Origin of the sequence: Thermanaeromonas toyohensis ToBE (assembly GCF_900176005.1) — a bacterium.
In the GTDB taxonomy this organism is placed as follows: Bacteria; Bacillota; DSM-521; order Neomoorellales; family Neomoorellaceae; genus Thermanaeromonas; species Thermanaeromonas toyohensis.
Genome location: NZ_LT838272.1, coordinates 1,894,575 through 1,910,356, shown reverse-complemented (window position 1 = coordinate 1,910,356; position 15,782 = coordinate 1,894,575). Strand labels below are relative to the sequence as shown.

The following is a 15,782-nucleotide window of genomic DNA, read 5'->3' as shown; positions in this document are numbered from 1 at the left end:
ATTAGATGCGGAATAAGGTTGTATCGTTTGGCGGGAAAGAAATCCGGGTAGAAGAAAAGCGGATTGGCGACCTTGAGAAGCTGATAATCGAGCTTTTCCCGACCAGCAAGGGGAAGATAGCCAACATAGACCTGGCGAAAGAGCTGGGGGCTCTGGACTTCGATATTCTCTACAAGAAGCTTCCTGTCATCTTTCCGGAACTTACTAAAGACGACATAAAGAATGCCTACATGAGCGAAATAGAAGCGTTAATCGAGGCTTTCGTTGACGTAAATTTTCTCGGGCTGAAGAAGCTGTTCAAGCCGATGCTGACCTTGGCTCAGAGTGGCTTACCGCAGAGGTAGTAGTGCTGCTAGCTCGGGAGTTCGGCTGGACGCTGGACGAGATGCGGCAGCTCAAGCCCAGCGAGCTGGTGGCAATCCTACAGGAATTGCAACGGCAAAAAACTATTCAGGAATACCACGAGATGCGGAACAAATGGGCCTTCCTGGCCGCTGTGTTTACCAACGGGATAAGCGCCCTGGCTGGCATGTTCGGCAAGAAAAAGCCGAAGCAGGTGGAGCCTGATGCGTTTATCAGCAAGGAAATAAAGAAGGCGGTGGAGAGACTGACGGGAAAGGCCCAGCAGGAAGAAGACCGCTGGGCCGCTCTTATCCAGGAGGCGAAGGCGAAGGGATTAAAAGGGCCGTGGTAGTAAGTTACTCAACAGGCATCTCGAAGGTGGCGGTTACTGGGCCAAATAGGTCTTTGTAGAAATAAATCTTTACAACATCGCTCTTGTTATCGAGGCCAAATATCATTTGAGCATTACACGTAACACCTACAGGAATTCTTTGGGGGTAGTTCTTGGGCGCATTGGGATAAGTATATCCTACCTTCCCGGCCGAATCGACAACCTTAAAATGAATATCACTCAGAAAAACGTCCTCTTCGCTCGCTATATTGGTATACGTGTAATCAATCATGATGACCTGAGCTGGGTTTTTATCCGAATATGGATTGCGCTCGCTCATGCTGGTAACCTTGTTTATCCTAAAGCTGTAAAGAGCTTTGCCATTAGCATCCCTGACAACATATTCGTTGTTGCTAGTAGCAGGGCTTTGTGAAGAAGGTGGAACTGTGTTTGTTTTTATCATAACGGTATAAGTTTTCTCATCCCAACCAACCTGGGCACCTAATGCTTCGCTGACAAATCTTAACGGGACGTAGGTACGGCCCTCAATGATTATTGCCGGGCTAGAGGGTGTTACGATTTGGCCGTTTACCTGTATTCGGGCCACTGGGTAACCCATGTAGGTGCCCCACATGGAAGCCCAGACCGTACCAGCTAATAGCCCGAGCAAGAGAAAAACAGCAACGCTTACCAAGAGAGGTTTCCGCATAAGCCAATACCTCCTAACGGAAGTAGTTTTTGGAAAATTATTCGTCATGCGGTAGTAAAATCCTGCTAACAGAGGGATGAAAATGACTGTAGGCGAACTTTTAGTCAAGCTTGGGGCTGACTTCTCCCAGTACAATAAAGACTTGGCTCAAGCCGAAAAGCAGGCCAAGGCTGCTGGGCTAAGGATTGGCGATATATTCAGGAATGCACTTTCCTTCACCCTAGGCATAGGCTTATTTGAAGCCATACGCCGAGGCTTTCAATCCATAGTAGGCGAAGCGGTAAACTTCAACGCCATGATGGAGCAAGCCCAGATTGGCTTCACTACCATGCTTGGAAGTGCCGAGAAGGCCCAGGCATTTCTACAGGAAATGGCCGATTTTGCCGCCAAGACGCCGTTTGAGTACCCCGATTTGCTTGAAGCGGCCAAACGCATGATGGCTATGGGGTTTGCCGCTCATGAAGTGCTGCCAACTTTGCAGGCTGTTGGTGATGCTGCTGCCGGTCTTGGCCTAGGCAAAGAAGGCATTAACAGGATTACTATTGCCCTGGGCCAGATGCGGGCCAAGGCCAAGGTAAGCGCAGAAGAAATGATGCAACTGACTGAGGCGGGGATTCCTGCATGGGAAATTTTAGCTGAAGCTATGGGCAAATCCACCGCCGAAGTGATGAAGCTCTCCGAGAAAGGCTTTATCCCGGCAAGCCAGGCTATCCAGATACTCATTGAGGGCATGGAGAAACGCTTTCCCAAGATGATGGAGAATATGCAGGATACTTGGGAAGGCGTTACTTCCACCATCAAAGACGTTTGGCGCATGACTATTGGGGCCTTGACCAGCAATTTATTTAAAGGGATAGTCTCCTGGCTCCAGAAAGTGCGAGACTTCGCCACCGAGTTCTACAATACCTTCCGGCAGTTCGGCCTTCAGGCGGCCTTAGCAAAGTCATTCGGCCCGGAGTTTACGGCAACCGTGAACATGGCCGTAGCTGCCTTGCAAGGATTTTGGAATACGGCTAAAGCTGTCTTGGGCACAATTGCAAGATATTGGGCAGTAATTAAACCAATTGTCCTTGGTGCTTTAGCAGCTTTCCTCTCCTTCCGCCTAGTCAATTGGGTGTTCGGATTAGCAGCTAAAGCAGTGGCACAGTTTACCTTTATTACCGCCGTCATGCGTGGGGAAGCCGTAGCGACTTCCGGCATCTTAAACTTTCTTGCCAGAGCAGTACAGATATACCGTCTACAACTACACTTAGCATCTATGGCTGGAGTGCAGCATATAGGGATACTTCAGGCCCTACGGATTGCGTTGTATTCCGTCTGGTCGGCTTTAGGGCCTCTTGGATGGGCAATTTTAGGTATATCCGCTGTCGTAACCGCCGGGATAATCTTGTGGGGGAAATATGCTGCAAGTGTAGAAAGGGCCAATCTGCAGCGTATTTTAGCGGCGGTACAAGGGCAGCAAAATGAACTAGCCGATACCGGACAGCAGGTTGCTCAGAGTAGCGGGGAAGCTGCTGATGCGTTGAAAGACCAGGCAGATGCCACAAAAAAGGCTGGTAAAGAAGCGGGGAAAAACATCCAATCCTTTGATGAAGTTCACCAGATTATCGAAGATACCGCAGATGCGGCAAAGGATGTAGCTGCTGGACTTGGCGAGATGACCATGCCCACTTTGGAGACCCCTGGAGCTATGGCCTTGCCGGGGATAGACACCAGTGCTTTAGAACAGGTAAAACCTACGCTAGCAGGGTTCTGGGAGTGGATTAAGCAAGGCTTTTATAATGCTTGGGAAAGCATCAAAAATGCTGTAGTTGGAGCTTGGCAGTGGATTGTCAACAAAACAAGGCCCATATGGGAACCAGTGTCGAACTTTTTCAAAGGGCTATGGGATGGCATTAAAGCGGTAGCTATTCTAGCTTGGGAGGGGCTCAGCAGCGCACTTTCTGATATCTGGCAGGCTATAAAGAATGCTGCCATTGTAACGTGGAATAGTTTAGGTAATGTATTAAGTACCACGTGGCAAGCTATTGCAAATATTGGTATTGGGCTATGGCAAATATTCAGCGGAGCTTTGGGCCAGATATGGAACGCTATCCAAATTACGGCGCAAACAATATGGGAGGCTGTAAAAAACTACATCATTAGCACCTGGAATAACATCCAGCTAACAGCTATTACCATTTGGAATGCAATAGGAACATTCTTGAACACAATATGGAATAACACCCTAATGCTAGCTTCTATCATCTGGCAAGCCATAAGGGATTTAATTCTTGGCAAAATAGACCTGCGGACGGCGGTAAGCACAATATGGGTGGCTATTCAGGGCTTCTTGGCGGGCAATTGGAGTGCTCTTAAGACGCTTGCTACCACTATTTGGACGGCAATAGCGCAGTTTATCACTACACAATGGGCCCTTATAAGCCAACTAACTACTACTATATGGACGGCGATAACAACATTTTTGGCGGAAACATGGGCTACTATCCGAGAGGCTACAGCGCAAGCATGGGAACTAATCAAAGCCAATATCCTTATGGTGTGGGATATCTTAAAAGCCTCGGCTGTTGCGACTTGGGAGGCCATTAAGGCAGCTATATTGACCCCAATTAACTACCTCAAAGGTGCTTTAGATGCGGCATGGGCTTGGATACGAGATAAGCTGGTAGGCGTATGGGGAACGATTAGAACTGCGGCATGGGAGAAGTGGGAAGGCGTAAAGGACGTTATCAAGGGGGCTATCAATGGGATAATTGCGATTATTAACAAGTTCATTCGGGCCTTTAACCGCATCGAAATCCGTATACCTAGGATAGAAATACCTTTTATAGGTACTGTAGGCGGTTGGTCTATCCGAATGCCACAGATACCGGAAATACCATATTTGGCCGAAGGCGGCCTCGTGACCGCTCCTACGCTGACTATGTTAGGTGAACGTGGCCCAGAGGCGGTAATCCCTCTTAGCCGCAGCGGATTTGCGGATGATCTGGCGAGTGCGATATATCAAGCGGCGTATTCAGCGATAAGAGATGCTATGCGGGTTGTCCAGGCCGAAGGAGCCACGCAGCGAGAAATAATTCTTGAGATAGACGGCAAACGTTTGGGCAGAGCCATACTGCCCGGCATTATTGCCGAAGCTCAGCGTACTGGCATTCCTGTGGTACTGAGGAGTGTCTAGTATGGCGGTACTGATCAACGGAACCCAAATTAAGACCCCAACCGAGTTGAAGGTTGGGGTCTTTCGTTTAAGCAAGGCCGAACGCCTCGCCTCTGGCAAGATGGCTATGGAGATTATAGCTATCAAGCGGAGGCTGGACATGCGCTGGGAGATTATTGCCGATAGCGACCTGCGTACTATCCTGGACATCCTGGAGAGCAGGGTTTTCCACACCGTACAGTACCCCGACCCACAGAATGGTGAGACAGCTACCATTACCGCATACGTAGGGGATATAAATCAAGCGGCCTGGCAGAAGATAGCTGGAACTCGCTACTGGAAAGATGTATCGCTGGCGCTAATTGAGCAATGAGGTGGTGCTGGTGCACTTGTGATATGAAAGAGGTGAGAAGATGAGCAAGTTGTTAGAGCAAAGGATTGTTGCCTTAGAAAAAGAAGTGGCTGAACTTAAGAAAGTAGTCCAGCCAGCAAGGGCAAAAAAGGTAAAGGCAGAAGAGTTTATCGAGTTTCTTAAGCAGGGCATAGCACAAATAACAAATAAAGCATGGCTCAATGCAGAGACTTAAGCAAAGTCTCAATTTCTTTGCCGATGGTTTCGGGGTCGTAAGCTTCGTATGAAGTGAAAGCCAATGCCAAGAAAGTAGCAATTTTAAGGGTCTGGTAACATGCCATCGAGATCGTTTCAAGCATGGCAGCTTCGCTCGACATTCCCTGGCTTAAAAGGTGAGTATAGTAGTCTTTGGCTTTTTCACGGGTATCTTGCAGGTGTAATAGTAAAGCCTCTTTATCTAGCATCTCAAAAAACTTCATAAGCTGTTTTTCGGTCATCTTCATTAACCTACCCTCCCTTCTGTACGAATTTAGTGGAGTGAGCGACTCCAAACTTCTATAAGAAGGGATGTTTTACCTGCAAGGAGTGGGTGGTGCTAGTGTACCCCGTTACGCAGGACTTCCTCGATAAAATCCGTGCCGACGAGCGGCGTGTTTACGGCAGGGTAACGATAACCTATGCGGAGTTCTTCTTGGATAAATCCATACAAGTGTCCGCTAACGAACAAGCTAACGTGAGTTACCCTGAGCAAGTAGCTGACGGGATTGCCGAAGCCGCTTTCAAATATGCTGCTCTCGATGGCAGTTGGGTGCTGGGAGAAAACTATGCGCTCGCACCGGGGCCGGGTGATTTTCAGTACCAAATGGGGTGGTGGGGTAGCCAATTGGCCGATGTAAATGGGAACTTTGCTATCCCATACCCCACTCTAACAGTTACATTTTTTGAGAGACCTGTACACAGTTTAAAAGTAGTCGGGGATGCCAGGCGGGGAGAGTACCCTGTGGACTTTGAAATCAGACTGTATGATGCTAACAACACACTACTTTATACCGAAAGCGTGGCAGGGAATACCCTAATTAGCTGGGCGAAAGATATAGTTCCTGTTACTCAGGTCACTAAAGCTGTCCTAGAGGTGCGAAAGTGGAGCCACCCTGGGCGGCAGGTAAAGATACTAGAATTCTTTACTTCTATCCAGGAAACTTATGAAGGTGACGATGTAATCCTTATCCACCTACTCGAAGAGCGAGAAGTTAGCCAAGGTAGCTTACCAATAGGAAACATCTCGGCTAATGAAATAACGGTGCGGCTGAACAATTCCAGCCGCAAGTTTGATCCTGGGAATACTTCTAGCCCGCTGTACGGGTTACTTAAGCCTAATCGGCTTATTAGGGCCTGGCTTGGCGTGGATACGGCAGTGGGGCGAGAATGGGTACCGCTTGGTGTTTTTTGGAGTGGTGATTGGAATATACCAGAGACAAGGGTCTACGCCGAAACAACTGGGCGGGATATACTGGAGCATTTGCGAAAAAGCAATTATGCTATTAGCACCGTCCAGCAGAATAAGACCCTCTATGACCTGGCTATAGCCATACTCCAGGATGCCGGGCTAAAACCCGAAGAATACTGGGTCGATACAGAACTTCAGCAGTATACTGTGCCTTATGCCTACTTTGAACCAATGAGCCACCAGGAGGCTCTACGCCTTATCGCTGAGGCTTGTTTGGGACAGGTCTACGTTGATAGAAACGGCATAATTAGGGTAGAAGGCCCAAGCTTCCTTGCCAGCCAGACGCAGAGCGTGCTTACCTTGACTGCAGATGATTACTTTCAGAAGGATAATCCAGTGAAGTGGAACGAGATTGCCAATTACATCGAAGTCGAGACGCAGCCGCTACGGCCAGTTGCTACAGCTCAGGAAGTTTATCGGAGCAATGAGCCAGTTACCGTCCCGGCTGGCGGGCAGAAGTCGTTAACCGTTTACTACAACGAGGTGCCCTGTATAGAGGCTTCGGCCTACTTGGAAGGTGCAACCAACGCAACAATAAGCAGTGTATCATACTACGCCTGGGGAGCCGATCTTACCCTTTCAAACAGCGGCACCTCCGATGAAAGTGTGACGGTGGTCATAAACGCCAAGCCACTGAAGGTGCAGAACAAGGAGAGAGCCATCGCCAAAGACGACGCTAGCATCACCGACAACGGACTTATCCGCTATACTTTCCCCACCAACCCGCTAGTGCAGACTTTGAGCATGGCCCAGACCATAGCGGATAAGTTGCTGGCGAGCTTCAAGAACCCTCGCCGGGACGTGGAAGTAGAGTGGCGGGGCAATCCGGCCCTGCTTTTGGCTGACAGAATCACGGTTGTCGACCAGCTTGAGCGAAACGACTATTACGTAGTCAGGCAGGAATTGGAGTATGCTGGCGCACTCCGGGCTAAACTTTCGGGAAGGAGGGCGAGCTAATTGCCTTGGCAGACACCGAAGACTAACTGGGCCGCCGGAAATGTGCCCACGGCAGCTGACTTCAACCGGATAGAAGGAAACATAAATTACATTGAGCAGGAAAGCCGTACCCCTGACCAGACGGCCACGCCAGCAGCTTCGGGGCCGCTACAAGCCATTTTGAACTTTTTTGCGGCCCTTTTAAAAGCTATAACGGGCAAGACCAACTGGTATGATGCGCCGGATATAACCCTTGCAAGCCTGGCCCAACATAAAAGCCGCCATGCCATCGGCGGCGCAGATGCCCTGACCCCTGCCGATATAGGAGCAGCTAGCCAGAGCGCATTAGATGCGCATTTGGCCGAAAAAGCGTCATCTACGGTACTTGGGCACGTGAAGCAGGGTGATGGAGTAAATATAGATTCCAATGGTGTGTTGAGTGCGAATGTTCTTAGCGTAGCCGGTAAGACGGGTAACGTAGTCCTTACCAAAGCCGATGTTGGGCTGGATCAAGTTGATAATATGAGCGCAACTGCTATACGTACTGATACTACCAAGGAGCTAAGGGTGGAGGTAGTATCGGCTTACCCGACTGGTTACCAAGGGAGAATAATCTTCCATACTGGTGAGGGTAAGTTTAAAGGATACACAGGGAGTGGCTGGGTTTGACCTTTTAGGCGGGGCACAGATTAAATCTATACAACGAGTAAACGTTCAAATTACGTCGTCGGGAAGTTATACTGCATCCATTACTGCCGTCGATTTAGGAAAAACATTTTTAGTTATTCATCCATACCTTAAGGTGGCTTCGGAAGGATACTATGGCATAAGAGTATATTTAAGCAATTCAACTACTTTAGTATATGAAGGTTTCTCTTATCAATCAGCTTATGTATATATTCTAGAGTTCGCTAGCGGTATCAGTGTCCAAAGGGGTACTGGACAGATTCCGGCCGGTGCTACGTCTGCAAACATTGCGATAGCAGCTGTAGATCCTACTAAATCCTTCGTGACACTATCAGGTAAACTAGTTTATGCTGGCAGTTCTTATTATGGTTCACAATATATGGGTTACGCTTACCTTACTAGTAGCACAAACCTCCTCATTTCTAGAAGCGACTCAACTAATGCTTACGATTTTGCGTGGGAAGTAGTAACTCTTGTATAGGTAGACTTAAAGCGCAGCAAGGCCACTCTACTAAATTGTTTATATTGCAGAATAACTAACGGGCTTCATTTGCCGCCGGTGAGCGGCTTTATTATTTTTGAAGGAGGAATGCTACATGTATAAAGACGTAACCCCCGACCGCTGGAGTCGAGTGAGCATCGAAGCCGTGAGCAAGGCGGGCTTAATGTCCGGCTACCCTGACGGCACTTTTCAACCAGAGAAGCCCCTCACCCGTGAGGAAATGGCTTCCATTCTTCATCGCTGGATGTTTCGCAATGGCCTTTTTGATGATATTCTTCCTGCCGTAATGCCTTCCATAGTAATGGTGCACACCGGAACCAACTTAGGCAGTGGGGCCTGTATCGCTAATGACCAAGAGGGAAGCTATATCATCACCAATAACCATGTAGTAGGACTGAATACCACGTTTACCCTTATGAAAGAAAATAGCGAGAACTTTCCTGGGGAGATAGTCGTCGCTGACCAGCATAATGATTTAGCCCTCATCAAAACTGCCAAAACCTTGCCTCCGCTGAAGCTGGCAGAACAAGACCCGGCCTTGGGTGAGCCTGTAGCTGTTATCGGTGCCCCTGCTGGCCTGATAGAGAGCGTAACCGTAGGGATAATAAGCAACCTAAGTCGCCAGGGAGGAAAGTGGCTGCAATTAGATGCCCCCATAAACCCCGGCAACAGTGGAGGCCCGGTGATAAACGAGCGTGGAGAAATAGTCGGCATTGCAGTAGCTAAAATCGTAGGAGAAGCTTTTGAGGGGCTGGGTTATGCCATCAAACTGCAGGTCGTAAAAGATTTCTTGGCACGTGTATCAGATAAAATTCGATGAGAAGGAGGTAGCAGAAATGGAGAACATAGGGAGTTACGTTAAATGGACTATTGCAACAATAGGCGGCCTGCTCACGGGTCTGCTGGGGGGCTGGGACGTGGCATTGAAGGTGCTAGTGCTATTTGTTGTGCTGGACTACATTACCGGCCTCACGGCAGCCTGGGTGGAGAAGAAGTTGAACTCGGACGTAGGGTTAAAAGGGATTGCGAAAAAGATACTTCTTTTTGTGCCGGTGGCTGTGGGCTACTGGCTGGATATAGCCCTGGGAACCGAAGTGCTCCGAAGTTTAGCGATATTCTTCTACATTAGCAATGAAGCTTTGTCATGCTTGGAAAATGTAAGTCGAGCAGGAGTGCCCATACCTAAACCCCTTAAAGACGCACTGGAACAATTGAAGGATAAGGTAGAAAAGGGTGGTGGAGATGCCAGTGCCGCTTCCGAAGGAGATTAGGGACATGGCTATTTCTTTGTACCAAAATGGTTATACACTAACCGAAGTCGGGGATGCTTTGGGTATTGATCGGATTACTGTCTATCGGTGGTTGGTTAAATACGGTATTAAAAGACGGCCTAACCATGCTCGCCCTGGCGTAATGGCTAGAGAAAGAAATCCTCAGTGGAAGGGCGGCAGATCCAGAAAAGATGGTTATATAGTAGTTAACGTGCCAAATTCTAAACGCTATCTGCCAGAGCACCGGATTATAATTGAACAACATCTTGGACGTAAATTGCAATCTGATGAAATTGTCCACCACGTGAACGAAAGGCGTGATGATAATCGGCTAGAAAATCTGGTTGTCATTAAAAGAGCAGATCATATGCGGCTCCACCAGACCAAATACAGTAAAGCAGACTTGCTTATTCTTTTAGCACAGCTAGCAGTTAAGTTAGGTAGATTGCCTAGGACATATGACATAAGAGCTCACAAAGGTGAATTACCATCACTAGTTACTTACTATAGACGTTTTGGTTCATTTATTAATGCAATAAAAGAATTAGAAAACCTCTCCCGGGCTGGAGTACCCGTTCCTGCACCCCTTAAGGCAGCCCTAGAGCAGCTAAAACAAAAGGGAGAAGGTGGTGAAAATGCCGAGGATAGGGCTTGATGCGGGCCATGGTGGCTCTGACCCTGGGGCTATCGGGCCAAACGGTTTGAGGGAAAAAGATGTAGTGCTAGCCATAGCACGAGACTTGGCATATCGGCTCCAAAATAGCGGTTTCGAGGTGGTCATGACCAGGGATGCTGATACAGACGTGGAGCTAGAGGAACGAGCCGCTAGGCTAAATAAAGCCCAGGCGGATTTAGTGCTAAGCCTCCATATTAACTCTGCTAGTAGCCCTTCCGCTAACTACGTCAGTACCTGGATATGGAAACGAGGCGGCAGGGCAGAGGTGGCAGCACAATATATTCAGCAGGCTTTAGTAAACACCTTGGGTTGGCCTGATGGAGGAATAAGGAAGGCCAATTTCTATATCCTTCGTGAGACTATCGCTCCAGCGGTGCTTGCAGAAATAGGTTTCATCTCTAACCCTGCCCAGGCGGATGCGTTAGCGCAAGAGCAAACACGGAAGAGTATATCGCTGGCCCTGTTGATTGGCCTCAAGCGATACTTCGCAAAGAACGATATAACGGGCCACTGGGCCGAGGAGGCCATAAAAGAGATACTAGACTTAGGCTTCATGCACGGCTATCCGGATGGAAGTTTTCGCCCCGACCAGCCCGCTACCAGGGCAGAGTTGGCGGCGGCCTTGCTCAATCTATACCAAAAGCTGAAAGGATGACCTAAATGGGGTGTGCCCGGTATGCTTCTCGGAATGGGAAGGGGAAGGGCCCTGCCTGGACTGCCTGCTAGACATAGCCCTTGCAGAGGTGGCTGCCGATGTTTGTGCGGATGAGAAGGGGAAAGACCTATACTATGCGGGAGAAGTGGGAGAACTGGATGAAGAAAGCGCTAGGATGCTTATAAAAGAAAGCATTGCCGAGCCAGTAACCTGTCCTGATTGCGGAAAAGAGCTCCGGGAAACGTGTTGCGCTTTCCACTGCCGAGATTGCGGAACAAGGTATTGGAAAGAATAAAGCCCTTGGCCGAGGAGAAAAGGCCAAGGGCTATTTTTTATTTTTATTCACCAAACAGTTATTCCAGCTTCCTCCTAGCTCGCCGGGGCATAGAAAGCTTGTAGACGGGAGAAGCCTTTTCGTGAGCTTCCTTAATATCCTCCTGGGATAACTTTATATACCGGCGGGTCATATCCAGGGTAGAATGCCCCAGAATGCGCTGCACCGCAAATGCATCAGCACCGTTCCGCAAAAGCTCTATGGCAGCGGTATGGCGCAGGGAATAAGGAGTAGCGTCAATACCTGCCATATCCCTGTATTTTTGGAACCGCTTGCACCACCACCACGAGCTTAGCTTGCGGCCATTTTCGCTGGCAAACAACGGCACTTCTTTACTCCACCATGAAGGCCTAAGCTTTAGAAACTGGGCTATGACCTGAGCAGTAAAAGGAGAAATAGGCAGGGTTCTAGCTATTCTTGCCTTAGCTGTCTCAGGCCGGATGTAAATTTCCCTAGCTTCTAGATTTACATCGCCGGGCAGCAACTCCACCATTTCGCTTGGGCGGATGCCGGTGTCCAGCTGAAGTAGCATCATGCAGTAATCCCGCATTCCGGTATAAGTTTTCCTATTAGGTTGTTTTAACAGTCTTTCTACGTCTTCTAGCGATATATGCCTAATCCTACCGTCATCCCTGATTTTCTTTATTCCTGTAGCAGGGTTCTCGGGCAAGTAGCCTTCCTTTACACACCAAGCGAAAAAAGCTTTCAAGTAGGTTATTCGCAGATTTTTAGTGGCAGGAGCGATGGGTTCTCCAAGGTAAGATAGTAGACACCGGCGCAAAGAAGAGTAATCGTTCTGGGCTTCGGGAAAGCGAGAAAAGAAAAGATTTATGTGGGCAGAGTAATCATGTAACGTTCTGGGGGACGCGCCTTGGGCACTTTTCCACAGCAAAAATTCTTGAAGAAGGCTTTCCCAGGAAATATTTTGGGTGGATGAACGAGTGTTGGAGTGGCATTTTCTAGGCATAAAATTAACCTCCTCAGAGCCAACGGACTCTGGGGAGGCCTTCCTAAACTGCAATGCATTGATTCTCTTGGCTTGGCAGGGGCGACAGGACTCGAACCTGCAACCAACGGATTTGGAGTCCGCTACTCTGCCAAATTGAGCTACGCCCCTGCGCTAGGTTTATTATAAACCTTACTCGTTATTATAGTCAAGGCTCCGCTCTAAACCATTGAAATTTTATAGCTCTAAGCAGGTTTCCTTCGAGGGAAAATGGAATATAGATTGTAGTAAAAATCCTCTTTAAGTATTATAGGTATTATAAATCCATTTTAGTACCATAGAACGAAGGAGGACTTAAACCCGGTTATGAAAATAGCAGTCCTCATGGGCGGTCCATCCAGCGAAAGGGAGGTCTCCTTAAAAAGCGGTGAAGCGGTTTATCAAGCTCTGCTAAGTAAAGGGCATGAGGTATATAAACTTGATCTTTCTCCTAGCACCCCTCTGGATCTTTTAAGTTCTCGGCCGGACTTGGTGTTTATCGCCCTTCATGGTAAGCCTGGAGAGGATGGTTCTGTACAGGGTATGTTAGAACTTCTAGGTATCCCGTACACTGGTAGCGGTGTCTTGGCCAGCGCCATTACTATAGATAAAATAGTTACTAAACAGTTATTACAACAAGCCGGGCTGCCGACAGCACCTTTTTTAATGTTTCCTCGCCACCAGTGTCAGGGAGAGAAACTTCCCCAAACCTTAGAAGAAATCCAGCAAAAATTGGGATTACCCGTTATAGTCAAGGCACCAACCCAGGGCTCTACCATAGGTACTTACGTCGTCCGCTCACCGGAAGAAATTGCCCCAGCCCTTTTCAAGGCCTTACAATACGACAACCGAGTCCTGGTGGAAAAATTTCTGGAGGGTCCAGAAATCACTGCGGCCATCTTAGGTAACGGGGAACCCGAAGTACTGCCACTTATTGAAATCGTCTCTCATACTGGTTTCTACGATTATAAAGCTAAATATACACCAGGATTAAGCGAACACCTCATTCCGCCCCGATTGCCCCAGGATGTCCAGGACGAAGTCCGGCGCATAGCTAAGGAAGCTTACACTTTTATAGGCTGCCGAGGTTTTGGACGGGTAGATTTTATAGTAGCTGGTGGTTGCGAACCTTATGTTCTGGAAATAAACAGCATACCGGGCCTAACCTCCACTAGTCTCTTGCCTGATGCGGCCCAAGCGGCCGGCTATAGTTTCCCCGACTTGGTTCAAAAAATAGTAGACCTGGCCCTGGAAACATAGAAGGAATGCAAGTACTTGTACCGAAAATATAAAATGAAATATGAACCAGTTTGTGAAGGTTGGAGCATAAAACCAAACTAGGGGGCGGGCCAGGTGGAAGATTTCCGCTGCCAGTGTAAAAAAATAGTATGCCAGATAGAAGGGAATACTATCATAATAAAATGTCGGCATTGCAAGCGTTATATCCATATTCACACCAAGGGGCTGATCAGTATAGAATATAAATTAACACCGGATCCAGCCGAAATAACTCCCCCGGCTGCCCGGATAGAGCTACCAGGTTAGAGAGCCTGGCTTTAATTTTGCTTTGAGGGATGGGTAAATGAAGAGCAAAGAGCAACTTCTACGGGTACTTAATTCTATAGACGGTAAGGGTTATAAAGCATATAAAGAGCTCTACGGTGCTTACCGGCTAGACTATTTTACCCTGTATTGCGATTATATTCAGGGGGATCCTTTTGCCAGCCCTTCTCGGGTGAGGATACGGGTAGAACACAAGAAAGCTGCTTGGCCCGCTGAACTTTGGTCTGTAAAGGTACGCCGGATAGCCCTAGAAGATTTCCTTGCTCGTCGGGTAGCTAGGGCTATACGTGCTTTGGGTCCCCGACACCGGGGTACCGGAAAAAGCGGTTTGCTCTACATCGATAGCGGTGGTCAGGAGATACTCCCGCGTACGGCTATGGTTATCTCCCCTGAATATATTGAGATTCGCTTGTCTCTAGGGTTACCCGCTAGGGGACGGACTATCCTAGGCCGCGAAGCAGCTGAGATGTTCCTCAGTGATGTTCCCCGGATTATAGAGGAAGGCCTCCTCTGCCGCCATGCTCGAGATCTAGAGGAAGCGCGGCACCATGTGGCTGTAGCTGAAGACCAGGAAGCCCTGCGGGAGCAGCTAAGACCAGCAGGCCTGGTGGCCTTTGTGGGCAATGGTTCTATTTTACCTCGTAGAAGTGGCATCAGCCAACTACCGCTTCCAGCGGACAAAGCTATCCCTTTTGTTTCTCCACCCACCCTGGAAGTGGAACTTCAAGCGCCTAATGCCGGACGTGTCAGGGGAATGGGGATTCCTCAGGGCATCACCCTCATCGTGGGTGGGGGGTTTCACGGTAAATCTACCTTGCTCAGGGCTCTGGAGCGAGGAGTCTACAATCATATCCCTGGAGATGGCCGCGAATTAGTGGTAACGGTGCCCGATGCGGTGAAAATCCGAGCCGAAGACGGTCGCCGAGTGGAAAAAGTAGATATTAGCCCTTTTATTAACAATCTACCCTATGGGCAAAACACAGAAGCCTTTTCCACTGAAGAAGCCAGTGGGAGCACCTCGCAGGCAGCCAATATCATGGAGGCTTTAGAGATAGGTACCAGTCTCCTTCTTCTGGATGAAGATACCAGTGCCACTAATTTCATGATCCGAGACCATAGAATGCAGCAGCTGGTAGCTAAGGAAAAGGAGCCCATAACCCCTTTCATCGATCGGGTTAAACAGTTGAAAGAACTGGGTATTTCTACTATTATGGTAGTAGGTGGTTCCGGGGACTACTTCGATGTAGCCGATACTGTTATAATGATGGATGCTTATGTCCCACGAGATGTGACAGCCCAGGCCAAAGAGATTGCAGTTAAATTTGTAACCCACCGACAGCAAGAGGGTGGCCCCTTTGGACGCTTACGACCCCGCATTCCTCTAAAAGAAAGCTTCGACCCCAGGCGGCGAGGAAAAACTAAAATCCGAGCTCATGGGGTGGAGGAGATTACTTTCGGCTATGAGGACATCGACCTCTCCTATGTCGAGCAATTGGTTGATCCTTCCCAGACCAGGGCCATTGGCGATATCATCCGCTACTTAGCGGAGCGCTACTGCGATAACCGTCGGACCTTGCGGGAGCTCATACAACTTGTGCTAGAAGATATCAACCAAAAAGGCCTAGATATAATCTCCCCCTTCTATGGCCAGCATCCTGGGGATTATGCCCTACCCCGACCCCAGGAGATAGCCGCTGCCATCAACCGATTGCGAACTCTTAAAGTGGTTCAGAGATAATTCAAGTTTTTTGAAGGAAAATCTTGTTGGCCGTGGA

Annotated in this window: 19 protein-coding genes and 1 tRNA gene; 16 read left to right on the top strand and 4 right to left on the bottom strand. The window is 48.6% G+C overall.

What is annotated here, in order from left to right; all coding sequences use genetic code 11:
- Positions 1 to 5: 5 nt before the first annotated feature.
- A complete protein-coding gene (locus B9A14_RS09800; protein ID WP_084665521.1) occupies positions 6 to 344 on the top strand; it encodes a hypothetical protein in 339 nt (112 codons plus the stop codon).
- Positions 345 to 346: 2 nt separating this feature from the next.
- On the top strand, positions 347 to 694 hold the full coding sequence (locus tag B9A14_RS09795; RefSeq protein WP_084665520.1) for a hypothetical protein: 348 nt from the start codon (positions 347 to 349) through the stop codon (positions 692 to 694).
- Between the two features lie 4 nt (positions 695 to 698).
- Here B9A14_RS09795 and B9A14_RS09790 read toward each other — a convergent pair whose 3' ends face one another.
- A complete protein-coding gene (locus B9A14_RS09790) occupies positions 699 to 1,382 on the bottom strand; it encodes a stalk domain-containing protein (RefSeq protein ID WP_231967686.1) in 684 nt (227 codons plus the stop codon).
- Between the two features lie 76 nt (positions 1,383 to 1,458).
- On the opposite strand from B9A14_RS09790, the gene B9A14_RS09785 reads away from it, so the two are divergent.
- Genes B9A14_RS09785 through B9A14_RS17200 form a run of 3 tightly spaced genes read left to right on the top strand, consistent with a single transcriptional unit; the run spans position 1,459 to position 5,126 of the window.
- Entirely contained in the window at positions 1,459 to 4,560 is a 3,102-nt protein-coding gene (locus B9A14_RS09785; protein WP_084665518.1) for a tape measure protein, read from the top strand.
- Between the two features lies 1 nt (position 4,561).
- Positions 4,562 to 4,912 (top strand): DUF6711 family protein, encoded by a 351-nt coding sequence (locus tag B9A14_RS09780; protein WP_084665517.1) that lies wholly within the window; start codon positions 4,562 to 4,564, stop codon positions 4,910 to 4,912.
- Between the two features lie 40 nt (positions 4,913 to 4,952).
- Entirely contained in the window at positions 4,953 to 5,126 is a 174-nt protein-coding gene (locus B9A14_RS17200) for a hypothetical protein (protein WP_157109909.1), read from the top strand.
- Here B9A14_RS17200 and B9A14_RS09775 read toward each other — a convergent pair.
- Positions 5,110 to 5,394, bottom strand: coding sequence for a hypothetical protein (locus tag B9A14_RS09775; protein ID WP_084665516.1), 285 nt, complete (start codon positions 5,392 to 5,394; stop codon positions 5,110 to 5,112). The two genes, B9A14_RS17200 and B9A14_RS09775, sit on opposite strands and share 17 nt — an antisense overlap.
- Before the next feature lie 89 nt (positions 5,395 to 5,483).
- Here B9A14_RS09775 and B9A14_RS09770 point away from each other — a divergent pair, with 89 nt between their 5' ends.
- From B9A14_RS09770 to B9A14_RS09740, 8 genes are all read left to right on the top strand, one after another.
- A complete protein-coding gene (locus tag B9A14_RS09770) occupies positions 5,484 to 7,355 on the top strand; it encodes a hypothetical protein (protein ID WP_172839129.1) in 1,872 nt (623 codons plus the stop codon).
- A complete protein-coding gene (locus B9A14_RS09765) occupies positions 7,356 to 8,003 on the top strand; it encodes a hypothetical protein (RefSeq protein ID WP_084665514.1) in 648 nt (215 codons plus the stop codon). It begins immediately after the preceding gene.
- Positions 7,990 to 8,502, top strand: coding sequence for a hypothetical protein (locus B9A14_RS17195; RefSeq protein WP_084665606.1), 513 nt, complete (start codon positions 7,990 to 7,992; stop codon positions 8,500 to 8,502). The genes B9A14_RS09765 and B9A14_RS17195 overlap by 14 nt, the downstream gene beginning before the upstream one ends.
- A gap of 115 nt (positions 8,503 to 8,617) precedes the next feature.
- Positions 8,618 to 9,343, top strand: coding sequence for a trypsin-like peptidase domain-containing protein (locus B9A14_RS09760; RefSeq protein WP_084665513.1), 726 nt, complete (start codon positions 8,618 to 8,620; stop codon positions 9,341 to 9,343).
- 16 nt (positions 9,344 to 9,359) lie between these two features.
- Positions 9,360 to 9,794: a phage holin family protein gene (locus B9A14_RS09755; protein WP_084665512.1), complete on the top strand. Its 435-nt coding sequence runs from the start codon at positions 9,360 to 9,362 to the stop codon at positions 9,792 to 9,794.
- Positions 9,766 to 10,449 carry an HNH endonuclease gene (locus B9A14_RS09750; RefSeq protein WP_084665511.1) on the top strand — a complete coding sequence of 228 codons (684 nt, stop codon included), beginning with the start codon at positions 9,766 to 9,768 and terminating at the stop codon, positions 10,447 to 10,449. The genes B9A14_RS09755 and B9A14_RS09750 overlap by 29 nt, the downstream gene beginning before the upstream one ends.
- On the top strand, positions 10,430 to 11,125 hold the full coding sequence (locus tag B9A14_RS09745) for an N-acetylmuramoyl-L-alanine amidase (protein WP_084665510.1): 696 nt from the start codon (positions 10,430 to 10,432) through the stop codon (positions 11,123 to 11,125). Before B9A14_RS09750 ends, B9A14_RS09745 begins: the two co-directional genes overlap by 20 nt.
- A 10-nt stretch (positions 11,126 to 11,135) precedes the next feature.
- Positions 11,136 to 11,420 carry a hypothetical protein gene (locus tag B9A14_RS09740; RefSeq protein ID WP_084665509.1) on the top strand — a complete coding sequence of 95 codons (285 nt, stop codon included), beginning with the start codon at positions 11,136 to 11,138 and terminating at the stop codon, positions 11,418 to 11,420.
- Positions 11,421 to 11,478: 58 nt separating this feature from the next.
- On the opposite strand, the gene B9A14_RS09735 is transcribed toward B9A14_RS09740, so the two are convergent.
- Complete coding sequence (locus B9A14_RS09735) at positions 11,479 to 12,426, bottom strand: tyrosine-type recombinase/integrase (RefSeq protein WP_084665508.1); 948 nt, start codon at positions 12,424 to 12,426, stop codon at positions 11,479 to 11,481.
- Between the two features lie 73 nt (positions 12,427 to 12,499).
- Positions 12,500 to 12,576: transfer RNA gene (locus B9A14_RS09730), tRNA-Trp, on the bottom strand.
- A gap of 195 nt (positions 12,577 to 12,771) precedes the next feature.
- Here B9A14_RS09730 and B9A14_RS09725 point away from each other — a divergent pair.
- The 3 genes from B9A14_RS09725 to B9A14_RS09715 all read left to right on the top strand — a co-directional run bounded on the left by B9A14_RS09725 (position 12,772) and on the right by B9A14_RS09715 (position 15,745).
- Complete coding sequence (locus tag B9A14_RS09725; protein WP_084665507.1) at positions 12,772 to 13,704, top strand: D-alanine--D-alanine ligase; 933 nt, start codon at positions 12,772 to 12,774, stop codon at positions 13,702 to 13,704.
- 93 nt (positions 13,705 to 13,797) lie between these two features.
- Positions 13,798 to 13,989, top strand: a complete 192-nt coding sequence (locus tag B9A14_RS09720) for a hypothetical protein (RefSeq protein ID WP_084665506.1) — start codon at positions 13,798 to 13,800, stop codon at positions 13,987 to 13,989.
- A gap of 37 nt (positions 13,990 to 14,026) precedes the next feature.
- A complete protein-coding gene (locus B9A14_RS09715; RefSeq protein ID WP_084665505.1) occupies positions 14,027 to 15,745 on the top strand; it encodes an ABC-ATPase domain-containing protein in 1,719 nt (572 codons plus the stop codon).
- The last annotated feature ends 37 nt before the right edge of the window (positions 15,746 to 15,782 follow it).